The 23,684-nt window shown below is 70.8% G+C and carries 23 protein-coding genes; 13 read left to right on the forward strand and 10 right to left on the reverse strand.

What is annotated here, in order from left to right:
- The first annotated feature begins 90 nt into the window (after nucleotides 1-90).
- From AQJ46_RS36610 to AQJ46_RS36630, 5 genes are all read left to right on the forward strand, one after another.
- Nucleotides 91-2,394, forward strand: a complete 2,304-nt coding sequence (locus tag AQJ46_RS36610) for a hypothetical protein (protein ID WP_059209646.1) — start codon at nucleotides 91-93, stop codon at nucleotides 2,392-2,394.
- 9 nt (nucleotides 2,395-2,403) lie between these two features.
- Complete coding sequence (locus AQJ46_RS36615) at nucleotides 2,404-2,799, forward strand: hypothetical protein (RefSeq protein ID WP_059209647.1); 396 nt, start codon at nucleotides 2,404-2,406, stop codon at nucleotides 2,797-2,799.
- A gap of 126 nt (nucleotides 2,800-2,925) precedes the next feature.
- Nucleotides 2,926-3,525 carry a histidine phosphatase family protein gene (locus AQJ46_RS36620; protein WP_059209648.1) on the forward strand — a complete coding sequence of 200 codons (600 nt, stop codon included), beginning with the start codon at nucleotides 2,926-2,928 and terminating at the stop codon, nucleotides 3,523-3,525.
- Between the two features lie 70 nt (nucleotides 3,526-3,595).
- On the forward strand, nucleotides 3,596-4,231 hold the full coding sequence (locus AQJ46_RS36625) for a hypothetical protein (protein WP_059209649.1): 636 nt from the start codon (nucleotides 3,596-3,598) through the stop codon (nucleotides 4,229-4,231).
- 55 nt (nucleotides 4,232-4,286) lie between these two features.
- Complete coding sequence (locus AQJ46_RS36630; protein ID WP_059209650.1) at nucleotides 4,287-4,703, forward strand: acyl-CoA thioesterase; 417 nt, start codon at nucleotides 4,287-4,289, stop codon at nucleotides 4,701-4,703.
- A 1-nt stretch (nucleotide 4,704) separates the two neighbouring features.
- Here AQJ46_RS36630 and AQJ46_RS36635 read toward each other — a convergent pair whose 3' ends face one another.
- The gene (locus AQJ46_RS36635; protein ID WP_057617245.1) at nucleotides 4,705-5,100 is read right to left on the reverse strand and encodes a winged helix-turn-helix transcriptional regulator; all 396 of its coding nucleotides are present in this window, start codon (nucleotides 5,098-5,100) and stop codon (nucleotides 4,705-4,707) included.
- A 110-nt stretch (nucleotides 5,101-5,210) separates the two neighbouring features.
- Between AQJ46_RS36635 and AQJ46_RS36640 the strand changes: the two genes are divergently transcribed.
- Complete coding sequence (locus AQJ46_RS36640) at nucleotides 5,211-6,641, forward strand: MFS transporter (RefSeq protein WP_059209651.1); 1,431 nt, start codon at nucleotides 5,211-5,213, stop codon at nucleotides 6,639-6,641.
- A 113-nt stretch (nucleotides 6,642-6,754) separates the two neighbouring features.
- Here AQJ46_RS36640 and AQJ46_RS36645 read toward each other — a convergent pair whose 3' ends face one another.
- Nucleotides 6,755-7,618 (reverse strand): SDR family oxidoreductase, encoded by an 864-nt coding sequence (locus AQJ46_RS36645; protein WP_079072563.1) that lies wholly within the window; start codon nucleotides 7,616-7,618, stop codon nucleotides 6,755-6,757.
- A gap of 87 nt (nucleotides 7,619-7,705) precedes the next feature.
- Here AQJ46_RS36645 and AQJ46_RS36650 point away from each other — a divergent pair, with 87 nt between their 5' ends.
- From AQJ46_RS36650 to AQJ46_RS36660, 3 genes are all read left to right on the forward strand, one after another.
- Nucleotides 7,706-8,518, forward strand: a complete 813-nt coding sequence (locus AQJ46_RS36650; RefSeq protein WP_059209652.1) for an AraC family transcriptional regulator — start codon at nucleotides 7,706-7,708, stop codon at nucleotides 8,516-8,518.
- Nucleotides 8,502-9,320, forward strand: a complete 819-nt coding sequence (locus AQJ46_RS36655; RefSeq protein ID WP_059209653.1) for a chitosanase — start codon at nucleotides 8,502-8,504, stop codon at nucleotides 9,318-9,320. Before AQJ46_RS36650 ends, AQJ46_RS36655 begins: the two co-directional genes overlap by 17 nt.
- Before the next feature lie 416 nt (nucleotides 9,321-9,736).
- The gene (locus tag AQJ46_RS36660; protein WP_159064092.1) at nucleotides 9,737-12,661 is read left to right on the forward strand and encodes an XRE family transcriptional regulator; all 2,925 of its coding nucleotides are present in this window, start codon (nucleotides 9,737-9,739) and stop codon (nucleotides 12,659-12,661) included.
- 11 nt (nucleotides 12,662-12,672) lie between these two features.
- Here the strand turns inward: AQJ46_RS36660 and AQJ46_RS36665 are convergent, their stop codons facing one another.
- From AQJ46_RS36665 to AQJ46_RS36695, 7 genes are all read right to left on the reverse strand, one after another.
- Entirely contained in the window at nucleotides 12,673-14,040 is a 1,368-nt protein-coding gene (locus tag AQJ46_RS36665) for a nucleobase:cation symporter-2 family protein (RefSeq protein WP_059209655.1), read from the reverse strand.
- Between the two features lie 209 nt (nucleotides 14,041-14,249).
- Nucleotides 14,250-15,629 carry an 8-oxoguanine deaminase gene (locus AQJ46_RS36670; protein ID WP_059209656.1) on the reverse strand — a complete coding sequence of 460 codons (1,380 nt, stop codon included), beginning with the start codon at nucleotides 15,627-15,629 and terminating at the stop codon, nucleotides 14,250-14,252.
- 101 nt (nucleotides 15,630-15,730) lie between these two features.
- A complete protein-coding gene (gene pucL, locus AQJ46_RS36675) occupies nucleotides 15,731-16,633 on the reverse strand; it encodes a factor-independent urate hydroxylase (RefSeq protein WP_059209657.1) in 903 nt (300 codons plus the stop codon).
- 4 nt (nucleotides 16,634-16,637) lie between these two features.
- Nucleotides 16,638-17,036, reverse strand: a complete 399-nt coding sequence (gene uraH, locus AQJ46_RS36680) for a hydroxyisourate hydrolase (RefSeq protein WP_059209658.1) — start codon at nucleotides 17,034-17,036, stop codon at nucleotides 16,638-16,640.
- On the reverse strand, nucleotides 17,033-17,551 hold the full coding sequence (uraD, locus tag AQJ46_RS36685; RefSeq protein WP_059209659.1) for a 2-oxo-4-hydroxy-4-carboxy-5-ureidoimidazoline decarboxylase: 519 nt from the start codon (nucleotides 17,549-17,551) through the stop codon (nucleotides 17,033-17,035). Before uraD ends, uraH begins: the two co-directional genes overlap by 4 nt.
- Before the next feature lie 84 nt (nucleotides 17,552-17,635).
- On the reverse strand, nucleotides 17,636-17,944 hold the full coding sequence (locus AQJ46_RS36690; protein ID WP_059209711.1) for a helix-turn-helix domain-containing protein: 309 nt from the start codon (nucleotides 17,942-17,944) through the stop codon (nucleotides 17,636-17,638).
- Nucleotides 17,945-17,991: 47 nt separating this feature from the next.
- Nucleotides 17,992-18,243, reverse strand: coding sequence for a hypothetical protein (locus tag AQJ46_RS36695; protein WP_059209712.1), 252 nt, complete (start codon nucleotides 18,241-18,243; stop codon nucleotides 17,992-17,994).
- A gap of 137 nt (nucleotides 18,244-18,380) precedes the next feature.
- Between AQJ46_RS36695 and AQJ46_RS36700 the strand changes: the two genes are divergently transcribed.
- The 3 genes from AQJ46_RS36700 (at nucleotide 18,381) to AQJ46_RS36710 (ending at nucleotide 20,779) form a co-directional block, all read left to right on the forward strand.
- Nucleotides 18,381-19,220, forward strand: a complete 840-nt coding sequence (locus AQJ46_RS36700; RefSeq protein ID WP_059209660.1) for a TIM barrel protein — start codon at nucleotides 18,381-18,383, stop codon at nucleotides 19,218-19,220.
- Nucleotides 19,221-19,248: 28 nt separating this feature from the next.
- Nucleotides 19,249-20,139, forward strand: coding sequence for a 2-hydroxy-3-oxopropionate reductase (locus AQJ46_RS36705; RefSeq protein WP_059209661.1), 891 nt, complete (start codon nucleotides 19,249-19,251; stop codon nucleotides 20,137-20,139).
- A 400-nt stretch (nucleotides 20,140-20,539) separates the two neighbouring features.
- Nucleotides 20,540-20,779 carry a hypothetical protein gene (locus tag AQJ46_RS36710; RefSeq protein ID WP_059209662.1) on the forward strand — a complete coding sequence of 80 codons (240 nt, stop codon included), beginning with the start codon at nucleotides 20,540-20,542 and terminating at the stop codon, nucleotides 20,777-20,779.
- A gap of 228 nt (nucleotides 20,780-21,007) precedes the next feature.
- Here AQJ46_RS36710 and gcl read toward each other — a convergent pair whose 3' ends face one another.
- Nucleotides 21,008-22,792, reverse strand: a complete 1,785-nt coding sequence (gene gcl / locus AQJ46_RS36715; RefSeq protein WP_059209663.1) for a glyoxylate carboligase — start codon at nucleotides 22,790-22,792, stop codon at nucleotides 21,008-21,010.
- Between the two features lie 156 nt (nucleotides 22,793-22,948).
- Between gcl and AQJ46_RS36720 the strand changes: the two genes are divergently transcribed.
- A complete protein-coding gene (locus AQJ46_RS36720) occupies nucleotides 22,949-23,626 on the forward strand; it encodes a hypothetical protein (protein WP_059209713.1) in 678 nt (225 codons plus the stop codon).
- Nucleotides 23,627-23,684: the final 58 nt, after the last annotated feature.

Below are 23,684 nucleotides of genomic sequence, written 5' to 3' on the forward strand. Positions count from 1 at the left end.
ACGGGGTTCACGGTCGGACAGAGCGGGGATGCCAAGGAGTGCGGTCCCTGATCCCGGGGCCGGGGGGATCGGGGGATGGGGGAACCCCAGATGTACTTGCCTCGTCGGCGTGCGCCGGGCAGACGCTCGTCCTTACGCGGCCGTCTCGCGCTGCTGGTCCTGCTCGTGGTGCTCGCGGGCAGTCCGTGGGTGCAGCGGCCGCTCTCGGACTACTACATCGAGAAGTTCTACATACAGCTGTCCGACAACAAGATCCTTCGCTGGCTCGTGGAGGCCGCGTTCCTGCCCCGCTGGGAGGTCTCCACCGAACGGTACGGCGGCACGTCCTCGCTGGTCGTGAACGACCTCGCCGTCCTGGTCCTGCTCGCGGGACTCGTGTTCTTCGCCAGGCGGCTGTCGGCCCGCGGGGCGTCGGGCCGGCTCCGCTGCCTCGCCGCGGGCGTGCTGGCGTCGGGGCTGGCCAATCTGGCGTGGTGGGGCATGCACAAGGCCTTCGTGGACAACGTGGTGCTCACACCGGCCGACACCCTGGTGAAGGACCTGCTGCGCAGCGCTCTCCTCTTCGGCCTCGCGGCCGGTGCGCTGCTCGCCCTCCTGACCGCCGGTCCGCCGGGATCAGTCACTACGGGCGCCCTGAGGGCGCCGCTCCGCCGCTGGAGAGAGGGAGGACTCGGCATGACGACCGCGCCGGTCCACATGCCGGTCGGAAGCGCTCCGGGTGACGTCACCCGGTACCTGTGCGCCGCGGCCTACGTGGACGAAGGATTCGCCGACCGCGTGGTGGAGGACGTCCTGGCCGACGAGGCAGGCGCGGTGGCCGCCTCTCCCGAAGTCGACCTGGTGACAGTCGTACGGCACTGTCTGACGGCACAGCAGATGCGGCACAGCAGGGATCAGCGCCTGACGGGCGCGTTCGCCCTCGTGGCCGTCTTCGCGCCCCTTTGGCTGCTGTTCATCACGTTGTTCCTGTCGACCACCCGAAAGGCGGGCGGCCGGCCGAGCCTGGCCACGCGCGGCCGACACCAGCCGGCGGGCAGGGTGCTGGTGGGCACGGCTGTCGCGGCGGGCATCGCGGTGCTCTTCGCCTTCGGTCTCGGCGTCGCCGTCTCTTCGCTGCCCACCCCCGCGTTCGTGACCTGGCTGCTGGGCTCCTATCTGGCTGGGGTGCCGGCCGCCCTGGTGTCCGTCACGGCGGTGGCGCTCGCGTACGTGACGGTCGTACGCCATGATCTCGCCGTCGACCGGCTGCTGCGCACGACCATGACCCGCGAGGCGTTCTCCCGGCAGCCCCGCCCGACCGTGCCGCCGCGGAAGTGGATGGCCGAGCGGCTGGCGGCCATCCGGGAGGCGCAGGACGGGAACGTCACGGTCTACAGCGGGTACACACCCTTCCTCGGCTATTCGCCGGCCGCCTCGCAGTGGTCGCTCGCCGTGCCACTCCTGCCCGCCGACGATCGCGTCGGAGGGGTCTCGCGTCCCGGCGGGCCTCAGCCGTTCACCGTCACCGAACTCGTCGACCACGTACGCGCGCGGCTGTCGGCGACCGCCACGCGCGGCGTGCCGGACGCGGCCGCGGACGGTGAGGCGGCCCTCGGGTCCCTCGTCGTGCAGGACCGGATCTTCGCGAGCGGCACGGCCGTCGGAGACGACGAGCGGTTCATCAGGGCAACGACTCTCGCCCCGGCCGCCCGGCTGTCGGCCGACCAGGTCGAGCGGATCATGGAGCGTCCGACCGGTGCGGTCCGGCACTGTCTTGCGATCCATGTGCCGCTGTGGGGCGGGGACGTGGTGCCGACCGTGTTCCTGCACTTCTCGACCGAGGGCAGAACACTCCACCTGCACTGCAGCAACCACGTGCTCGGCCCGGTGAGAGCCGACTACCACGTCGTGGACCGGCTGCGCGGGCCCCTCTCCCCCGCCGCGCGCCGGGGGCTGCTGCTGGACGCCGTCCCCCGCACCGGCGCTGCCTTCTTCGCCGCCCCGTTCCGGGCGCTGCGGCAGGCCCGCTTCGAGGAACGGCACACCAGACGCATGGTGGACGAGCTGAAGGCCCTGGAGCAGGACCCGGTCTACGACTTCGGCGCCCGGCTGAGCGTCCGGCAGCTGGCCGTGAGCCCGAACTACCAGAACTACTTCCAGGTCGTGGACGCCGCACGGATCACCTCGCTGGTGGAGCGCCACACCCTCGCCGCGATCCGAGAGTTCCTCGACACGCGCGGGTACGACATCACCGATTTCCGCGCCCAGCAGCAGACCATCCTCAACCAGGGCCTCATCCAGCAGGGCGGCATGAGCATCATCGGCAACCAGGCGATCGGCAAGGGCGCGACCGCCACCCAGAACGTCCCGCAGCAGCCCGGCGCGGCCGCCCCCGTCGCCGGTTCCGGAAAGTAGGAGGTCCTCATGACGGGCAGCGACGACCGGCGGCAGGACCCCCCGGTCAACAACGGCGTCATGATCAGCGGCGGCACCCACTACGTCGGCAACCAGGCCGTGGGGCACGGCGCCCAGGCGTTCTCCGGCTCGGTCGCCTTCCAGCCGCAGGACGCCGAGCGTACGGCCGAACTGCTCGCGTACGTCGAGCGGCTGCTGGAGGAGCACCGGGCGGCGCTCGCCGATCCCGACGCGACCAGCAGGGAGCTGCGCCGCCTGCGCGAGGAACTGGACGAGGCCGAACCGCAGCCGACGGTCCTGCGGCGGGCCCTGGACCGCCTCAACGAGTTCGTGCAGCCGGTCACGCCGCTCGTCGTCGCGGTGGGGCAGCTCGCGCAGTCGGTGCAGGGTCTGCCGGGACTCTGAGAGGTTCCAGAGGGCTGAGGGCTGAGGGCTGAGGGCTCCAGGGAACGGCCGTCCGGCCCAGTCCGCCCTGCGAGCCCTCGCAGCGGTGTGGCACGGTGCTGGGAGTCGAGCGGGAAGGGCGCGCGCATGGGTGATCTCTTTCTGGTCCGGCACGGTGAGACCGAGTGGTCGCGGTCCGGGCGGCACACCGGCTGGACGGACGTACCGCTGACCGAGCGCGGCCGCGAGGAGGCGCGCCGCCTGGTGCCGCTGATCCGCTCGCACCGCGTCGGCGCCGCCTTCGTCAGCCCCCTGCAGCGGGCCCGGGAGACCGCGGAGCTCATCGGGCTGCACGACCTGCGGATCGACGTCGATCTGCGCGAGTGGGACTACGGCGGCTACGAGGGCGTCACCACCGCCGAGATCCAGCGGGAGCGCCCGGACTGGTTCCTGTTCACGGACGGCGTGGCACCCGGCCCGCCCGATCACCCCGGGGAGAGCGCGGAGCAGGTCGGCGAACGGGCCGACCGCGTGCTGGCGAAGGTGGACGCGGCGCACGCGAACACCGAGGGGTGCGTGGTGCTGGTGGCGCACGGCCATTTCCTACGGGTTCTCACCGCCCGCCGGCTCGGGCTGCCGCCGTCGGCCGGAGCACTGTTCCAGCTGGCGACGGGGACGGTGTGCCGGCTGGGGACGGAGCATGGGCGGCCGGTGATCGCGGGGTGGAATGTCAGACCCGGGTCGTAGTCTTCGAATGGGCTGGTCGCGAGAGCGCCTCGGCCCTTCGACCAGGCCGCTTACCGGGGAGGTGTCCGTCATGGCCCGACCGCCCACCGCCGCGCAGCGGCGTGTCATCGACGCCGCCGATCCCGTCACCGGGCGGCTGAAAGGTACCGAGGCCCAGCTTGAGGCGCTGGTCAAGCGCGGCCTGGCCTTCCGGCATCCGCGGCCGCCGCACGATCATTTCCTGACCCCGACCGGGCACCGCATTCGGGAGAGTGTTCCGGAGGAGCCCGAGCGGTCCGCCGAGCAGGCCGCCGACCCGGCCACCGGTGTGTTCGCCGCGCATGTCGGTGGCGCGCAGGAGGCCGCGGACACCGGTCCGGCCCGGGCGCGTGAGGTGCACAGCGCCTGGCAGGGGCTGCTGGAGCTGCGCCGGATGACCAACCCCGACGGGGCCACGGGCCGGCCGTGCGGCTGGGAGCGCGCGCATCTGGTGCAGGCGGCGGCGCTGGCGCTGGAGGCGGCCGGGCATCCGCCGGAAGCGGGCGGCTCCTCGGGCTACCGGGTGCGCGCGACACCGCAGCCCGAGGCCGTGGCCGTGCACGCGCCGGACGGCGAGGCGCTGCGGGCCTGCGCGAGCACCCTGGAGGGGGCCGGCTGGCAGGCCGGCGAGTACACGGAACCACGGACCAGGGCCCGGTATCTGCTGGCCTCGCCACGCCGGGTGTAGGGGGCACATGTCAGGATCGGGTCCAGCAACTGCCGTGCAATGAGAGGGAATTGACGTGAGCGAGCCGTTTTCCGTGCCGGTGACCGTCCGCGGGTACGAGACGGACGTACAGGGCCACCTCAACCAGAGCGTGTACCTCAACTACGCGGAGCACGCCCGCTGGTCACTGCTCAGAGCGGCCGGGATCACCCAGGCCGGACTCATCGGCAGCGGGGTGGGTCCGGTGGCGCTGGAGACCACCATCCGCTACCTGCGCGAGCTGCTGGCCGGTGACGAGGTGGAGGTGACCTGCGCCTTCGAGTGGGGCGAGGGCAAGACCTTCCGCATACGGCAGACCATCCGCAAGCAGGACGGCACCGTGGCGGCCGAGATCACCGCGGTCGGCGGGCTGATGGACCTCAAGGAGCGGCGCCTGGTCGCGAACGCGGGCGAGGTCTTCAAGGAGCTGGCCACGGACCCGGGCCTGTTGTAGCTCAGGCCGGCTCCGGCTCGCGCTCGGCGTCGTACTCCGCCCGCGCCTCGGCGATGTAGACCCTGTTGCGCTCGGCCCAGTCGGTCAGGCGCTGCAGTGTCTCGTGCAACTCGCGGGCGACCGGCGTGAGTTCGTATTCGACTTTGGGCGGCACCGTCGGGTGCACGGTGCGGGTGACGAGGCCGTCGCGCTCCAGATTGCGCAGGGTCAGGGTCAGCATGCGGCGGCTGATGCCCTCGATGCTGCGTTCCAACTCGGTGAAGCGGATGGGCCCATGGGCGGCCGCGACGAGGATCTGCACGCTCCATTTGCCGGAGACCCTGTCAAGAACCTCCCGCACCGGACACGCGTGTGCGTTCACGACCTGGACGGTAACACCGGTGTTCCCCTGGGACATCGAACTGCCTCCTTACGCCGTCCTCCATGGTCACTGACGATGTTCCCCGTTACAAGTCGTGCACCTGAGCCACTTGTCGGAACCCACGGAGAATGCGGAGGCCCGCCGCCATGACGGCCGTTGTCGAGACCCCGACGCGAACACTGCACCGAACGTACTCCCGCTGGACGGCCCTCGTCGTCCTGTGCGCGGGAACGCTCATGACGATCCTGGACGGCAACATCGTCACGGTCGCCATGCCGGCCATCCAGAGCGACCTCGGTTTCTCGGGGCCGGGCCTCGCCTGGGTGGTCAACGCCTACCTGATCCCGTTCGGCGGGCTGCTGCTTCTCGTGGGCCGCCTCGGCGACCTGGTCGGCCGCAAGCGGATGTTCGCGGCGGGGCTGGCCGTGTTCACGGCGGCGTCCGTGCTGTGCGGGGTGGCCACGAGCCAGGGCATGCTGATCGCGGCGCGTGCCCTGCAGGGCGTGGGCGGGGCGATGACCTCGGCCGTGGTGCTCGGCATGCTGGTCGCCCTGTTCCCCGAACCACGTGAACAGGCCCGCGCAATCGCGGTGTTCAGCGCGGTGGGCGCTGCGGGAGGGGCGCTGGGCACGTTCCTCGGCGGGGCGTTGACGCAGGCCCTGAACTGGCACTGGATCTTCCTGATCAACCTGCCGATCGGGATCGTCGCCCTGCTGGCGGCGGTCCGGGTGCTCGATGCGGAGGACGGCGAAGGTCTGGGCCGGGGCGCGGACTATCCGGGGGCCGCGCTGGTCACCGGGGCGCTGATGCTGACGGTGTACGTGATCGTCGGGTCCGGCGACCGCGCGGTGACCACGACACTCCTGCTGGCCCTGCTCGCCCTCGCCCTGTTCACGGCGTTCACCGTCCGGCAGGCCCGGGCCGTCCGTCCCCTGCTGAGGCTGCGGCTGTTCGGCTCCCGGCTGCTGTCCGGCGCGAACGCCGTCCAGATCCTGATGATCGCCACGATGTACGGCTTCCAGTTCCTCGGGGCGCTGTACGTCCAACGCGTGCTGGGGTTCGGCGAGTTGCTCACCGGCACGGCGTTCCTGCCGGCGCCGATCGTCATCGGGGTGCTGATGCTCGGACTGTCGGCACGGACCATCGGGCGCTTCGGGGCGTACCGGGTGCTGCTGGCGGGGCTCGTGCTCATTGTCGCCGGGATGGCCCTGCTGAGCCGTGCCCCTGCCGACGGCTCGTACGTGGTCGACGTCCTTCCGGTGCTGCTTCTGCTCGCCACCGGGTTCGCCGCCGCGATGCCCGCGCTGACCGGGCTCGCCATGTCGGGGGCTCGCGAGGAGGACGCGGGGCTGGCGTCCGGGTTGTTCAACACCACGCAGGTGGTGGGAGGTTCGCTGGGGCTGGCGGTGCTGTCGGTGCTGGCGGCTGGACGGACGGAGGGGCTGCTGGAGGGCGGGACGGGCTTGGTAGCGGCCACCGCGGAGGGGTACCAGGTGGCGTTCCGGGTGGGGACGGGGATCGCGGTGGGGGCGTTGGTGCTCGCTGCGGTGGTGCTCCGGCCGCGAGGGAAGGTGTGAGCCGCCTTCGGATGTGCCGCGCTGTGCCGTCTCGCGACTGCGGATACGTCGTGGTTGAGCGCGCAGTTCCCCGCGCCCCTTTGGGGCGTCCAGGGGCGCGGGGAACTGCGCGCTCAGCCCCCGCCGAACGCCCCCGCGTGGTCTTCCGCCCACTGCCGATACGTCCGCGCCGGACGCCCCAGCATCTCCTCCACATCCCCGGTGACCACCTCGTTTCCGCCCTCGGCCACGAAGCGGACGCTCCGCAGCATCCCCTCCGCCAACTCCTCGCTCCAGCCCGAGGCGACCAGCAGTTCACGCGTCTGGGACGGGGTCAGGTCACGGAGTTCCACGGGGCCGCCGAGCACCTCTGCCAGCGCGGCCGCCTGGCCCTGGGGGCTGAGCGTCTCGGGGCCGGTCAGGGTGTACGTCCGCCCCACGTGCCCCGGACCGATCAGCGCCGCGACCGCGATCTCGGCGACATCCCGCGGGTCCACGACCCCCTGTCGGCCCGAGCCCAGCATGTTCGGCACCGGCTCACCCGAGCGGAGCGCCTCCGCCCAGCTCAACGTGTTCGACGCGAAGACGGACGGGCGCAGGATCACCCATTCCAGCCCGCTTTCCCGGACCGCCTCCTCACCGTGTCCGTGCGCGATGCCCCCCAGGCCGGTTCTGGGATCGCCCGCCATGATCGCCGAAAGCTTCACGATCCGCCGGACCCCGGCCGCCCGAGCCGCCTCGGCCATCCCGCGGTCGCTGTCCCGGTCCTCCGGACCGAAGACGCCGACGAGGAAGGCGCGGTCGACACCGGCCATGGCCGCCGCCACCGAACCGGCGTCACGGTGATGGCCGCGCGCCGCCTCCACGCCGGGCGGCAACTCGGCCCTGCCAGGGTCCCGCGTGAGCGCGCGCACCTTCTCTCCGCGCGCCACGAGCTGTCGTACTACCTCACTGCCGATGGTGCCGGTGGCACCCGTTACGAGGATCATGACCACCACCGTGCGTCCCGCGGGGCACCGGACGATAGGAAATTCCGGCACGTTTCGCGCGCCCGAACCCCCCGGCCCCGCGCTTACGGTGGACGCGTGACCAACTCCGTTTCCGGGCGGGCCCTGCGCACCCCCGACGAGCTGCGTCCGTGGATCGCAGGGATCAAGACCCTGGCCGTCGAGGGGGCGGATCCGCGGAAGCCGTTCGTCCAGCTGCCCGACCCCACGACCAAGGTGATCGTCCGCAGTGAGGCGCGGGGCCGGCCCACCCTGCTGGTCTCCGGGCCCCGGGTCCGGGCCGCGTACCACGCGGGCAAGCGGCAGGTGTCCTGCACGGAGGTACGGCTGGCGCCGGGAGCCGTCCGGCCGCTGCTCGGTGTCCCGGCCGTCGACCTTCTCGGGCGGATCGTCCCGCTGGGCGCGCTGCCGGGCCGGCCCGCGCGGCAACTGGCGTACGAACTCCGATGGCTGGAGCCCGACGAGGTCGTCGCCCGGCTCGCGGACGTCCTCCCGGGCCTGCTGCCCACCGCGGCCGGCGGGACACGGGCCGAGCTGCTGCGGGCCGCCGTCGCCGCGCTGTCCGTGCGCTCGGGTCACATACCCGGTCACGTCAGGGAGGTGGCTCGTGAACTCGCCGTCAGTGAGCGTCAGTTGCGCAACCTGTTCAGCGAGGGTGTCGGCCTCTCGCCGAAGCACTACGCCCGCATCGACCGCGTCCGCGCCGTGCTCGCCCATGCCACCGAGCTGGCCTCGGCCGAACTGGCCGCCGTCACCGGCTACTACGACCAGTCCCACATGACGTCCGACTTCCGCACCCTGATGGGCGTCCCGCCGCGCTCCTACTTCACCGGACGGCTTCCCGCTCCCCGCTCCTGCCAGGTGATCGACAGAGATGCGATTTCCCAGTGACCTGCCCAGAACCGCCGCCCGCCGCACGCTGCTCGCCGTCCTCGGAGCCGGGGCCTTGAGCACCCAGTTGCCGTCCGACGAGGCCGCCGACGCGACCGGGCTCGACGATCCGGACAAGAAGGACCTCGCGATGCGGCTGGTGTCCAGCGCGGAGAACTCCTCGCTGGACTGGCAGGCGCAGTACACGTACATCGAGGACATCGGGGACGGCCGCGGCTACACCGCCGGCATCATCGGTTTCTGCTCCGGTACGAGCGACATGCTGGCGCTGGTCGAGCTGTACACACGGCGGGCCTCCGACAACCCCCTGGCCCCCTATCTGCCCGCCCTGCGCGCGGTGGACGGCACCGACTCGCACGACGGGCTGGACCCGGGCTTTCCCTCGGCCTGGCGGAAGGCGGCGCGGACCTCCGCCTTCCGCCGGGCGCAGCGGGACGAGCGGGACCGCGGCTACTTCGACCCGGCGGTCGCGTGTGCCAAGGAGGACGGCCTAGGCACGCTCGGCCAGTTCGTCTACTACGACGCGATGGTCATGCACGGCCCCGGCACGGATGCCCTGAGCTTCGGTGGCATCCGCGGCCGGGCCCGGCAGGGTGCGGACACCCCGGCGGACGGCGGTGACCAGACCGCCTACCTGCACGCCTTCCTGGACGCCCGGGTGTGGGCGATGCGCCAGGAGGCGGCCCACCATGACGTGAGCCGGGTCGAGACCGCCCAGCGGGTCTTCCTGGAACAGGGCAATCTCGACCTGGACACACCGCTCAAGTGGAAGGTGTACGGGGACAGTTACGAGATCGGCTGACCCGACGGCGGCATCGGGAGCAGACGGTCGGACAGTGCTCCCGGGCTCCCGCCCGTCCCGGTCCGCCCCGATCGGCGTACGCCCGGCGCCCACCGCACCACAACGCCCGCAACATACGTGCCCCGACGACGATCTCTCCCCAGTGCTCACTGACCCACTGAACGACATGCACTGTGCGTTCCCTCCACCCGGTGTCCGGCGGGGCGTCCATGTCCCCTGCCTGCCTTCGGTCTACGGAGTGGCACGCACCGGCCTGAAGCCCGTTCGGACAGGACTCGGACACCGGGCTGTGACCAGGGGTGACGTCGGCTGTCCGGGTGTCCGGACGTGTCCGGTTCGGACACCCGGGAGTGTCCGGCGATGACGCCCGCCGACCGCGTACGCTCGTCGGCGAGGAACACGGGGTGGAGGAACGCATGAAGACGGGGCGGGACAAGGCGGCACCGACCGCAGGGCGGTCCGCGGGTCTGGCGCTGGCGTCGGTCGATCCTGACGCGCCGGAGGAAATGCGGAAGTTGGCCCTACGGCTGCGGCAGCTGCTCGACAGCGCCGGGTTCACAGGTGTCCGCGAGATCGCATCCGCCTGCGACCTGGGCCGTACGACCGTCTCGGACGCCCTGTCGGGCACCCGCGCACCGACCTGGCCCACCGTCGCGACCCTGCTCAGGCTGTGCCGAGTGGCCCCCGACTCCGCCTGGAAGCTCGACCAGGAGGCGGCCAAGAGCGCCGAGCAGGACCGGAAGAGCAACCGGCGGACCGTGCGGAGCAGCGGCGGCACGATGCGCGCCGGCACGACGACGGACTCCGGGACGACGCACCACGGCCACGGCGCGGTACTGCCCGGGACCTTCTCGGTCCGTGCGCCCTACGGCGAACTCCCACCCCGGGTGCGGGGGCGGGACACTCTGCTCGCCGCGCTGGAACGGGAGTTGATCCGGCGCAGCGGCCCGGTACAGGTGCTGCACGGTCTGGGTGGTTCCGGAAAGACGACCGTGGCGCTGCAGCTGGCTCGGTTCGCTCACGACCGGAACTACCGGGTCTACTGGGTCTCCGCCTCCACCAGGGACAGCCTGGCGACAGGGATGCGCCAGGTCGCGCGCGAGCTGCGGGTTTCCGAGCAGGAGGTCGAGGTCGCCTGGTCGGGGCGGGCCAGTGCGACGGACCTGGTGTGGCGTGCCCTCGACGACGCGGACCAACCGTGGCTGCTCGTGGTCGACAACGCCGACGAGCCGTCGGTGGCCGCCGCGGACGGGGGCACCGTGGGCGACAGCACGGGATGGATCCGGTCCAGCCCGGCCGGGCTCACACTCGTCACCACGCGGACCGGGAGCTCCCTGGTGTGGGGCAGTGAGGCGGAGTGCCGGTCCGTGGACGTGCTGGCGCCCGACGACGGGGCCGCGGTCCTCGTCGACTTCGCCGGCGACGCGGGGTCCCTGGCGGACGCCCGGGCACTGTCCCAGCGGCTCGGCGGGCTGCCGCTGGCGCTGCGACTGGCCGGATCATATCTGGCCCGTACTCGGCGCGGGTTCGGGCTGCTGAGCCGCCCGGACGGGGAGGGCGGCCCCGTCCAGGACTTCGTGGGGTACGGCCTGGAACTGGAACGGCTCGGCGCGGAGCTGCTGGATCGCGGTGAGCCGGACGGCGGCAGCGCCGGGGAACGGCGGCTGCGGCGTCTGGTGAGCCGGACGTGGGAGATGAGCCTCGACCTGCTCGCCGGGCAGGGGCTCCCCGAGGCGCGCGTCCTCATGCGGCTGCTCTCGTGTTTCGGGCACGCGCCGTTCCCGGTCGAGGTGCTGGGGAGGGCGGTTGAGAACAGACCCGAGCTCTTCCCGGAGGGGGCCGAGCGGTGCGAGGCGGCTCTCGAGGCGCTGGTGGACCTGAGTCTGCTGACGGTGGAGGACGTCACCGTCATGGTCGACCACGCGGCCTCCGTTCACGGAGTTGTGCCGTGCCTGACGGCCCACCCCCTCGTCCTGCAAACGAATGCCCAGCAGATGCGGACCGCTCCCGAAGGGATGCGCGCGGACCTGTGGCGGAACGCATCCTTGATCGCCGAGCAGCTGTCCCAGGTGTCGGACGCTCCCGACATGTGGAAGGTGTGGCAGCTCCTGGTTCCGCACATCACCGCGGGAATCACAGCCGTTCCCCGGCAGTACGAGGAGACGTTGGTCACGTTCCTCGGTGTCGGACTGGCTGCGCAGCACTACACGGCCTCGTCCAACAATCACGACCTCCACAAGGAACTGGTCGCCCTCCTGGTGGAGAGCTCGCGGACACTGCCCCGCGGCCATCTGCTTCGGGTCGCCATCCGCCGGGCTCACAACCAGACGCTCAAGGGCTCGGAGCAGGTGAGGGCGGCATGCGAGCTCTTCGAAGAGCTCCACGAGCAGCTCGGCCTCGACCACCTCGAGACGATTCTCGCGCGTCTCGGATGGGCGAGGGCGCTGCTCGCTTGCGGTGACCCGAGCGAGGCGGAGCGGGAGCTGCGCGCCGCCGTCGATGCGATGCTGCGGATGCCACACGTCCCTGGCCATCTCGTCGTGGCCCAGGCCGATCTGGTGAAGACCCTCGCGGCGCAGGGCAAGCCCGAAGAGACGGCGGACGAGGCCCGCATTCTGCTGACGACGCTCAGCGCAGGAGAGGCCGGCTTCAATGTGGCTCTCGCACACCACGCAGCCCACGCGCTCGACTCGGCGGCGCTGCTCCCGGAGGCGGAGGAGCTGTACCGCCGTATTCTCGCCGCGCTGGAGGAAGCGGCGGAGAAGAGGTCACCTCTCTACCGGGACATGGTCCGGCATTTGGCCAAGAACCTCGTCCGACAGGGCCGCAGCCGCGAGGGCATGGACCTGCTCGGTGAGTTCCTCGCGCAGCACCGGGCGGACCCACACTCCGTCGGTGCCCACGTCACCGCATTGGTGAGCCTGTACCACGCACGTGTCGACCTCCAGATCGAGCTCGGCGAAGCCGACCGGGCGGAGGCGGAGCTGCGGGCCCTTCTGTACGGAGACCTCGATGGGCTCGACTCGGCCGCTCCCGCCGTCGTCCAAACCCGGCACGCTCTGGTTCGCGTCCTGCTCACTCTTGACCGGCCTGACGCCGCCGAGCATGAACTGGACGTCCTGGACGCCGCGTTGGCCAGCAGGGCGAACACCGGAGCGCCGCTTTGGACCAGCAGACTGTGGCGTGCCCGCTGCCACTGCGCGCGGGGCCGATGCGCCGATGCGGTCACGGTCTACGACGAGGTGATCGGCGACGTGTCCGACGATCCGGCTCTCGTCCGTGCCGTCACAGAGGAGTCCGCCGAGTGCCGGCTGGTGGCGCGGGGCGGGGCGGGAGCGTGACTGCGGTCGGTTCAGTGCGTGACCGCGATCTCCTCCCCCCTCTCCATCGGATGGGTGACCTCCTGTGCGTCCCCGCCCCGGCCGAGGTGGTTGAAGACCAGGTTCAGCGCCACCGCGGCCACACAGCCCGTGGAGATCCCCGAGTCCAGGACGATCTTCGCGGTCTCCGGGAAGGCGTGGTAGAACTCCGGCGCGGTGATCGGGATGACGCCGACGGCCAGCGACACGGCGACGATCAGGACGTTGTTGTCCTTGTCCAGGCCTGCCTTGACCAGGGTCTGGATGCCGCTGGCGGCCACCGAGCCGAACAGGACGACTCCGGCGCCGCCGAGCACCGGGCGCGGTACGACGGCGATGAGCGAGGCGGCCATGGGGCACAGGCCCATCAGCACCAGGAAGGCCCCGCCGGTGGCGACGACGTAGCGGCTGCGGATCCGGGTCATCGCCACGAGGCCGATGTTCTGGGCGAAGGCGCTGCACATGAAGCCGTTGAAGAGGGGGCTGATCGCCGAGCCGAGGGTGTCGGCGCGCAGGCCCGCCGCGATGGTCCGCTCGTCGGCCGGGCGCTCGACGATCTCGCCCAACGCCAGCATGTCCGCGGTCGATTCGGTCATCGAGACCACCATCACCACGCACAGCGAGAGGATCGCGGCGAGCTGGAACTGCGGGGCGCCGAAGTGGAAGGGGGTCGGGAAGCCGACGACGGCCGCGTCGGTGACGGGTCCGAAGTCCGTCGCGCCGAAGGGGATCGCGAGGAGCGTGCCGGCCACCAGGCCGAGCAGCACGGCGACCTGCTTGACGAAGCCGCGGGTGAAACGTCGTAGGAGAAGCACGATCCCGAGCGTCGCAGCGGCCAGGCCCAGGTTGGTCGTCGAGCCGTAGTCCCGCGCCGCGGGGTCGGGGCCCTGCGCCCAGCCGAAGGCGACCGGCAGGAGCGAGACGCCTATCAGGGTGATGACGGTCCCGGTGACGACCGGCGGGAAGAAGCGGATCGCCTTGCTGAAGAAGGGGGCGGCGAGGAAGCCGAGGAGACCGGCGACGATCACCGCGCCGAAGATGACCGGCAGGGCGTCGGACTTGTCGTCCGTGGAGGCGACGACCGCGGTCATGGGGGCGACGCCGGCGAAGGTGACGCCGTTGACGAAGGGCAGCCGGGCGCCGATCTTCCAGATGCCGAGGGTCTGGAGGAAGGTGGCGAGGCCCGCGGTGAACAGACAGGCGCCGGTGAGGAAGGTGAGGTCGGTGACGGAGAGGCCGATGGCCGCGCCGACGATCAGGGGCGGGGCGACGACTCCGGCGTACATGGCGGCCACGTGCTGGAGGCCGGTGGTCGCCATCTTCAGGGCGGGGAGCTTTTCGTCGACTGGGTGGACTGACACTGCGGCTCGCCTCCGGGCGGTTACACGTCGGCACTGACGTGGGTTTCATGGAGGTGGTGCGAGTGGTCGTGCGGGACCGGGACGGAGACCGTTCCGGGGCGCGAGCGTCCAACACGCGCCCCGGGCACGGCCGCCATGGAACCCGGCATGCGGGGTCCACGGCTGCCGGCCGGGAGCCGTCCCTCCCGGCCGGAGTACTGGTGAAGTGATCAGCCCTGCGCGGCGATTCGCGCCAGACGCCGGGCCTGTTCCCGCGTGGAGCGTGCGACGGCGTCCTCGTCGACGTGCAGCAGGCGGCTGTTCTCGACGATCTGACGGCCGTTCACGAAGGAGGCCGTCACAGGTGCCGCCGCGCCGAAGACCAGCGCGGTCACCGGGTCGGCGATCGAGGCGTGCGCGAGGGTGTCGAGCTTCCACAGCACCAGGTCGGCGAGCTTGCCCGCCTCCAGGGAGCCGGTCTCGGCCGCGCGTCCCAGGACCTGGGCGCCGCCGTAGGTGCCCAGGCGCAGCGCCTGCCGGGCGTTCAGAGCCGCTTCCCGGTGCGCGCCCAGGCGGTTGATGAGCAGGGCGTTGCGGAGCTCGGTGTGGAGTTCGCCGGACTCGTTGGAGGCCGTGCCGTCGACGCCGAGGCCGACCGGGACACCGGCCGCGAGCATGTCCGGGACCCGCGCGATACCCGCCGCCAGACGGGCGTTGGACGAGGGGCAGTGGGCCACACCCGTCTTCGTCCGGGCGAAGGCGGCGATGTCGGAGTCGTTCATGTGGACGCAGTGCGCCATCCACACGTCCTCGCCGAGCCAGCCGGTGGACTCGAAGTAGTCGGTCGGGCCCATGCCGAACAGTTCCTTGCAGAACTGCTCCTCCTCGACGGTCTCCGAGCCGTGGGTGTGCAGCCGTACGCCGAGACGGCGGGCCAACTCGGCGCCTTCACGCAGGAGTTCGGTGGAGACGGAGAAGGGCGAGCAGGGGGCGACGGCGACCTGGGTCATCGCGCCGAAGGAGGAGTCGTGGTGCTCCTTGACGGTCGCCTCGGTCGCGGCGAGGGCGCCCTCCAGGGTCTCGACGGCGAAGTCCGGGGGCAGGCCGCCGTCCTTCTCGCTGCGGTCCATGGAGCCGCGGGCGAGAGTGAAGCGGACGCCCGTCTCGCGGGCGGCGCGGATGATCGCGCCGGACAGGTCGCCGGAACCGGCGGGGAAGACGTAGTGGTGGTCCATCGCGGTGGTGACGCCACCGCGGGCCATCATCGCGAGCGAGCCCTGCGCCGCCGCGTAGACCATCTGCTCGTCGATGCGCGCCCAGGTCGGGTACAGCGCGACGAGCCAGTTGAAGAGGTTGTGGTCGGTGGCCAGGCCCCGGGTGATCCACTGGTAGTAGTGGTGATGGGTGTTGACCAGGCCGGGGGTCACGAGGTGGCCGGTGGCGTCGATACGGCGGTCGACGTTCTCCAGGCCCTCGGGCGCCGTGCCCGCGCCGAGCGACTCGATGCGGTTGCCGGCGATGACGACGTACCCGCTCGGGTACTCGGTGTCGTGCGCGTCCACGGTCGCGATCGAACAGTTCTCGATGACGATGCGCCGGTCTGCTGCCATGATTCGTCCTTTGCGCGGAGGTGGAGAGGGCACGGCAGGACCCCGGGAGTTTGAGTGCCGCGGCCCGCCCTGGCGGGCCGCGGGTGCCGCAGAGAAGTTGCTCAGAGGTTGGTGAGATCCACCGGGATCCTCGGCTCGCAGCCGTCCCGGAGGATGGTCGCCTCGATCAGGCCGTAGGGCCGGTCGGCGGCGAAGTAGACGGCACCGTCCTCGGTGGCGTTCTTCAGCCCGAACGGCTCCAGGTCCACGAGGAAATGGTGCTTGTTCGGCAGCGAGAAGCGGACCTCGTCGATCTCGGCCCGGTGGTCGATGATCCGCGAACCCATCTGGTACAGGGTCTGCTGGAGCGAGAGCGAGTACGTCTCGGCGAAGGCCTTGAGCATGTGCTTCTTGACCTGCTCGTAGGACGTCTCCCAGTCGGGCGTCGCCTGCTCGTCGTCCGACCAGTTGAAGCGCCAGCGGCCGGCCACCTCGGTCGCCAGGATGCGGTCGTACGCCTCGGGCAGGGTCGTGTACTTGTCCTTGACGTAGCCCCAGAACTCGGAGTTGGTCGAGTTCATGACGGTCAGATCCTTGAGCCCGGAGACGACCTCCCAGGAGGAGCCGTCGTAGGTGATCTGGGTCAGGCGGGTCTCCTGGCCCTGGCGGACGAAGGAGTGCGCGTCCTCGCCGGCCGTCGCGATCCGCTCCCAGGCGTACTCCTCGATGCGGATCCGCGCGGTCCTGATCGGTTCCTGCGAGGTGACGAAGTGCCGGGCGAGGTGGATGCCGAACTGCTCGGCGGATGCGATGCCGTGCTCCTTGGCGAACGCGTACACCGTGTTCTTGGTGGTGTCGGTCGGCAGCACGTTCGCGTTGGAGCCGGAGTAGTGGACCTCGTCCATGTCGCCGCTCAGCGACACCGAGACGTTGAGGTCCTTGATGTGGTGAGTGGCGCCGTCCCGCGTGATCTTCACGACTCGGTTCTCGGCCTTGCCGTACTGGTTCGGTCCCAGGATGGGCATGTAGCTAGCTCCCTCGGTAAACGGAGTAGCCGAACGGGTTGAGCAGCAGCGGTACGTGGTAGTGCTCGCCCGGGTTCACGGCGAAGGTGATCGCCACCTCGGGGAAGAACACTCCGGTCGCACCGCTGTCCCGATTCGCGGGGGCGTCCTGCTGCGCATCGGCTTGCTTCTTCAAGAAGTACGGTTCGACCTCGAAGTCGAGCCGTACGTGGGTGGTCCCCTCCGGCAGCGCCGGCAGGTCCTTGCACCGCCCGTCCGCGTCGGTCGCGGAGCCGCCGAGCGCCTGCCAGTCCGCCTCGCGCCCGGGGCGGGCGGAGAGCTGGACGGCGACTCCCTGGGCGGGGCGGCCGACGCTGGTGTCCAGGATGTGCGTGGACACGGAGGCGGTGGTGCTCGTACTCATGGTCGGGCGTCCTCTTCGACGATGCGGGCGAGCCGGATTCGGTTGATCTTGCCCAGCTCGGTGCGGACGATCTCGCGTTCCCGCTCCGGCGCGTTGCCGATCCGCTCCCTGACCGCGTCGCGCATCTGCTCGCCGGTGCGGCCGGTCGCGCAGATCAGGAAGACATGGCCGAACCTCTCCTGGTACGCCAGGTTCAGTTCCAGCATCTCCGCCTTGAGCTCCTCGGAGGCGCCCGCCATGCCGCGCTGCTCGCGGGCCGAGGCCGGGTCGCCAGGCTTGGGGCGGCCGATCGGCGGGTGACCGGCCATGGCCTCGGCGAGGTCGTCGGGGGTCAGCCCGGCCATGGCGGCGTCGCTGGTGGCGTAGAGGTCCTCCGCGGTCGCGTAGGGGCGGGCGGCGAGCAGACGCCGAGCCCACGCCGTGGAGGCGCACGCCTCGAGGAGCACCGCGTGGGCCGCGTGCTCCTCCAGGACGTTGAACCGGGCCAGGCCGGGGGACGTGGAAGTCGAAGTCACGGGAGTCAGCTAACGCCTCCACGCGACAGCACGTCAACACTTTGTTGAAAATTCGGGGTTACGAAACCCGACCGGGTGCTTTTTCTACGTCTTGTCCCGGTTCAGATAGTTGTAGACCGTGAAGCGGCTCACCCCGAGCGCGCTCGCCACGGTCTCCACTCCGTGCCGTACGGAGAAGGCGCCACGCGCCTCCAGTATCCGTACGACCTCCTGCTTGGCCTTGCGGTCCAGATCGGCGAGCGGCTTGCCCTGCTTGCGCTCCATGGCGGCCAGGATGTGGTCGAGGGAGTCCGCGAGCTGCGGCAGTCGTACGGCGACCACGTCGACGCCCTGCCAGGAGAGCACGACATCGTCGGGGCCGGCCTCGTCCGGCGGGACCATCTCGCCGCCCATGGCGTCGACCAGCGGCTTGACCGCCGTGATGAACGGTTCGTCGGCGCTCACGCGTCGGCCTCCCCGAGCACGTTCACCTGGAGGGAGATCCGGGTCGCACCGGAGGCCAGGGTCCTGCGCAGCAGGGCGTCCACGGCGCTGAGCACCTCGTCGGCGCCGCCTTCCGCCGTGTTGCCGAACGGGCCGACGTCCACCGCGTCCAGTTCGGCCGCCTCGATGACCTCGCGGGCCACGAGCGCGTGCGCCGGGGCCTCGTCGAGGTCGAACGGCTCGGTCGTGAACTCCACTCGCAATCGCACGCGCACAACCTAACGCGCGGTGCCGTTTTCCGCCGAGCCCTCTTGACAACGCCTTCCACCCGACGACAATCTTCCAATAAACAGAAACTAACTTCCACATTACGGAAACACTCGACACGGAAGGGAGCGCCCGCGACATGCCAGGTTTTCCATGGGACACAGCCGCAGAGCAGCGCTTCAACGTCAACCTGTCGATCCTCTTCACGGAACTCCCGCTCCTGGAGCGCCCCGCGGCAGCCGCCGCGGCCGGCTTCACCGCGGTCGAGCTGTGGTGGCCCTGGATCGACACCCCCACCCCCGAGCGGTCCGAACTCGACGCGCTGAAGACGGCGATCGAGGACGCGGGCGTCCAGCTCACGGGCCTGAACTTCTACGCGGGCCGGCTGCCGGGCCCCGACCGCGGTGCCCTGTCCGTCCCCGGCGAGGAGTCGGAGCGGTTCCGCGCCAACATCGACGTGGCCGCCGACTTCGCCGGATCACTCGGCGCCACGGCGCTCAACGCCCTGTACGGCAACCGCGTCGAGGGCGTGGACCCGGCCGGGCAGGACGCGCTCGCGCTGGAGAATTTGGTCCTCGCAGCCCGCGCGGCCGACCGGATCGGCGCGATCCTCCTGATCGAGGCCCTCAACAAGCCCGAGTCGCCGCTGTACCCACTGGTGAGCGCGCCCGCGGCGGTGGGGATCGTCGACAAGGTCAACGACGCGACCGGACTCGGCAACGCGAAGTTCCTCATGGACCTGTACCACCTGTCCATGAACGGTGAGGACCTGCCGGCGGTGATCGAGGAGTTCACCCCGAAGACCGGCCATGTGCAGATCGCCGACAACCCGGGGCGCGGCGCGCCCGGCACCGGCTCACTCCCTCTCGAAGACCTCCTCGGCCGGCTGAGGAAGGCGGGCTACGACGGCTGGGTCGGCCTCGAGTACAAGCCGGGCGACCGCCCGAGCGCCGAGACCTTCGACTGGCTGCCCCGCTGACCCCCTTCCCGGAAAGGCACCCCCGACCATGAGCAACCTCCCCAAGATCGCCTGGACAGGCCTCGGCATCATGGGCTCCCCCATGTCCGAGAACCTGGTCAAGGCGGGCTACGACGTCACCGGCTTCACCCTCGAACAGGACAAGCTGGACCGGCTGGCCGCCGCCGGTGGCACCACCGCCGGTTCGATCGCCGAGGCCGTGCGGGACGCCGACGTGATCATCACGATGGTGCCCGCCTCCCCACAGGTCGAGGCCATCGCATACGGCCCCGAGGGCATCCTGGACAACGCCCGCTCCGGCGCCCTGCTGATCGACATGTCCTCGATCACCCCCCAGACCTCGGTCGACCTGGCGAAGGCGGCGAAGGAGAAGGGCATCCGCGTCCTGGACGCCCCCGTGTCCGGCGGTGAGGCCGGTGCGATCGAGGCGGTGCTGTCCATCATGGTCGGCGGTGAGCAGGCCGACTTCGACGAGGCCGAGCCGATCTTCGAGGCGCTCGGCAAGACCATCGTGCTGTGCGGTCCGCACGGCTCGGGCCAGACCGTGAAGGCCGCGAACCAGCTGATCGTCGCCGTGAACATCCAGGCGTGCGCCGAGGCCGTGGTCTTCCTGGAGAAGTCGGGCGTGGACCTCAAGGCCGCCCTGGACGTCCTGGGCGGCGGTCTCGCCGGCTCGACCGTGCTGACCCGCAAGAAGGACAACTTCCTCCAGCGCGACTTCAAGCCGGGCTTCCGTATCGACCTGCACCACAAGGACATGGGCATCGTCACCGACGCCGCCCGCAACGTCGGCGCGGCCCTGCCCGTCGGCGCCGTGGTCGCCCAGCTGGTCGCCAGTCTGCGTGCGCAGGGCGACGGGGGCCTGGACCACTCGGCGCTGCTGCGGGCCGTGGAGCGCCTGTCCGGCGCCCAGGTCTGATCCCGACTTCCGGTCCGCGGCGGCGCTGACATCTGTCCTGTCGCGCCCAGTCGCCGGCGCGGACCGGAAACCCATGACCTCGCGCTGTGCGAGGACTGAGACACCCTGACCGCACCCGACGCGCCCGGCGACCCGGATGAGGGGTGGTCGCCCGGTACCGGGAGCGGACAGGGGAGGACCGCGGCGGCGTGCGAGCCAGTGCGGTGGTGAAGGTCCCGGGCCCTCTTTCTTCGACCTGAGGGAAGGAGCGCGCCCCGGTTCCGTCGCGGCCGCCGCGGTCCCGGCAAAACCCGCAGAAAGCAGAGCGCCGGACACGGACGGCCCCGTGTCCGGCGCTCCGCCGTGCAGCGGGGACGGTCACCGGGGTGCGGATTACGGCCGACCGCAGCACGCTGTAGGCATGGCAGCACATCCGACACAGCATCCGCATGTGGTGGTGCACGCTCCGGCCCTGGACGGATCGCGGCGGGTCACAGTGGACAACGAGAATCTCGGCGTCGCCTCGCACCTGGACGACGTCGTGGAGCTGCTCCGGCTCGCCGACCTGGACCGGATCGAGGTCGAGGACGACGACATCGTGGAGTGGCAGGGCGGCGGTCCGGAGGACTGGCCGGGGCTGTCGGAGCACCACGAGCCGTGAGCGGGCGTACGGCAGCGGTCGTAGGCCGGATACGGAATCCTCAAATCAACCTCTGAACATGATTCAAGGGGCTTCAACGGGGGCCTGCCTCGGGCACATTCTCTACGGGTGAGGCCCGCCGGCACGGGGGCGGCGGGCCCCGCGACGGGGGACGGCTTCGGGGGAGCCGGGCACGGGAAAGGGCGGTCCGACCATCACGGTGGGACCGCCCTTCAGCTGTGTACGGTGTCAGACCTTGAGCGGCTTGATCGACGTCGGCGCGTGGGCCGGCTCCGTCGCGATCTCCTCGAACTCGACCACGTTGCCGATGTCGTTCGTCGTCGACATCGAGATGTTGGTGACCCGCTCCAGGATGGCCTCGACGACGACCGGGACCTGGAACTCGGCGGCGAGCTTCTTCGCCTGTTCCAGGGCCGCGCCCAGTTCCGCCGGATCGGCCACCCGGATCGCCTTGCAGCCGAGGCCCTCGGCGACCTTGACGTGGTCGACGCCATAGACGCCCAGTTCCGGGGAGTTGACGTTCTCGAACTCCAGATTGACCTGGAAGTCGATGTCGAAGGCGCGCTGGGCCTGGCGGATCAGGCCCAGGTAGGAGTTGTTCACGAGGACGTGGATGTACGGAATCCTGTGCTGGGCCCCGACGGCCAGCTCCTCGATCATGAACTGGAAGTCGTAGTCACCGGACAGGGCGACGACCTGTGCCTCGGGGTCCGCCTTGGCGACGCCCAGCGCGGCCGGGATCGTCCAGCCGAGCGGGCCCGCCTGGCCGCAGTTGATCCAGTGGCGCGGCCTGAAGACGTGCAGCATCTGGGCGCCGGCGATCTGGGAGAGGCCGATCGTGGAGACGTACCGGGTCTCGGGGCCGAAGGCCTTGTTCATCTCCTCGTAGACGCGCTGCGGCTTGATCGGGATGTCGTCGAAGTGCGTACGGCGCTGGAGGGTCGCCTTCTTCTCCTGCGCGGAGGCCGCCCAGGCCGCGCGGTCGGAGAGCCTGCCCGCCGCCTTCAACTCCCTTGCCACCTCGACGAAGAGCTCCAGGGCCGCCTTGGCGTCGGAGGCGATGCCGTAGTCCGGCGCGAAGATCCTGCCGATCTGGGTCGGCTCGACGTCGACGTGCACGAACGTCCGTCCCGCCGTGTAGACGTCCAGCTTGCCGGTGTGGCGGTTGGCCCAGCGGTTGCCGATGCCGAGGACGAAGTCGGACTCCAGGAAGGTGGCGTTGCCGTAGCGGTGCGAGGTCTGCAGGCCCACCATGCCGGCGTTGAGCTCGTGGTCGTCGGGCAGGACGCCCCAGCCCATAAGGGTCGGGACGACCGGTGTGCCGGTCAACTCGGCGAACTCGACGAGGAGTTCGGCGGCGTCGGCGTTGATGACACCGCCACCGGCGACGATCAGGGGGCGCTCGGACTCGTTGAGGAGACCGAGCGCCTTCTCGATCTGCGCGCGGCTCGCGGCCGGCTTGTAGACCGGGAGCGGCTGGTACGTCTCCGGGTCGAACTCGATCTCCGTCAGCTGGACGTCGATCGGCAGGTCGATGAGGACGGGGCCGGGGCGGGCGGAGCGCATGAGGTGGAAGGCCTGCTGGAAGACACCGGGGACCTGGGCCGCCTCCAGGACGGTGACCGCCATCTTCGTCACCGGCCGTGCGATGGAGGCGATGTCGACGGCCTGGAAGTCCTCCTTGTGGATCACGGCGGTCGGGGCCTGGCCCGTGATGCACAGGATCGGGACGGAGTCGCCGGTCGCGGAGTACAGGCCGGTGATCATGTCGGTGCCGGCGGGTCCTGACGTGCCGATGCAGACACCGATGTTGCCCGCGTGGGTGCGGGTGTAGCCCTCGGCCATGTGCGAGGCGCCCTCGACATGGCGGGCGAGAGTGTGGTGGATGCCCCCTGAGGCCTTGAGCGCCGCGTAGAAGGGGTTGATCGCCGCGCCGGGGACACCGAACGCGTCCGTGACACCTTCGCGCTTGAGGATCTCAACTGCCGCGCGGGCAGCGGTCATTCGAGCCATCGAGTACTCCTGTCGGATGCGTACTCCCGTCGCACCCCGCGGCGAGCACTTCCGTATGGTGGAATAAGTTTTCTACTATCTGGAAGTAATGTAGGTGGGCGGGTGAAGACCGTCAAGAGGCGGACAACCGGGCGCGCCCTGGAGGACGATGAGGCCATGTCCGAGAGCGTGTCGGTGCGCTGTCCGGTCTGCCGGCGCGACCACCTCTACGCGGCGCCGTCGTACCCGTGCGAGTGCGGCGCGCCGGTCTGCCCACCGCTGGACCGGCACGGCGCGCCCACGGCCGTCGCCCACCAGGTGTGGGAGGAGGCGTGGGTCGCCGTGGAGTGCGCGGCCTGCGGCCGCAAGGCCGAGTGGCCGCAGCCGGAGCTGGGCTGCGCCTGCGGGACGGTCCTGCGGATTCCGGTGGCCGGGGACACCTGCCCCGAGGCGGAGCCGGACGCGGATGCTTCCGCTCCCCCGCGCCGGGCCTTCAGGCCGATCACGATCCGCACCGCGCGCGACGCGGTCACCGTCGCCGCGCTGTATCTGCGCTGGCTCGGCTACGAGGACATCCGGCGCGCGGACCAGCGTCCGCCGTCCGGCATCGGTCTCGCGGCCCGTGGGCTGCTGGCCCAGGTGGACCCGACCGTGCGGCCGGCCTCGCTGCGGGACGTGGAGTGCCTGTGGTTGACGGCCATGACGGAGTCCGCGCACTGCGTGTACTTCTCACTGTCCGGCTACACCACCGAGGCCCGCGCCCGCGCCGACGCCCTCGGCGTCCCGCTGTTCGTCCTGGACCTGACGGGCACACCACAACCCGTGAACAGCCTGGCCGACGAACTGGGAGGTTAGGCCGCCGGTGGTACCGCTGCGCGTCCGATGTCCACACCCGGACCCGCGGCAGCGACTC

The organism is Streptomyces canus, assembly GCF_001514145.1.
Taxonomy (GTDB): Bacteria; Actinomycetota; Actinomycetes; order Streptomycetales; family Streptomycetaceae; genus Streptomyces; species Streptomyces canus.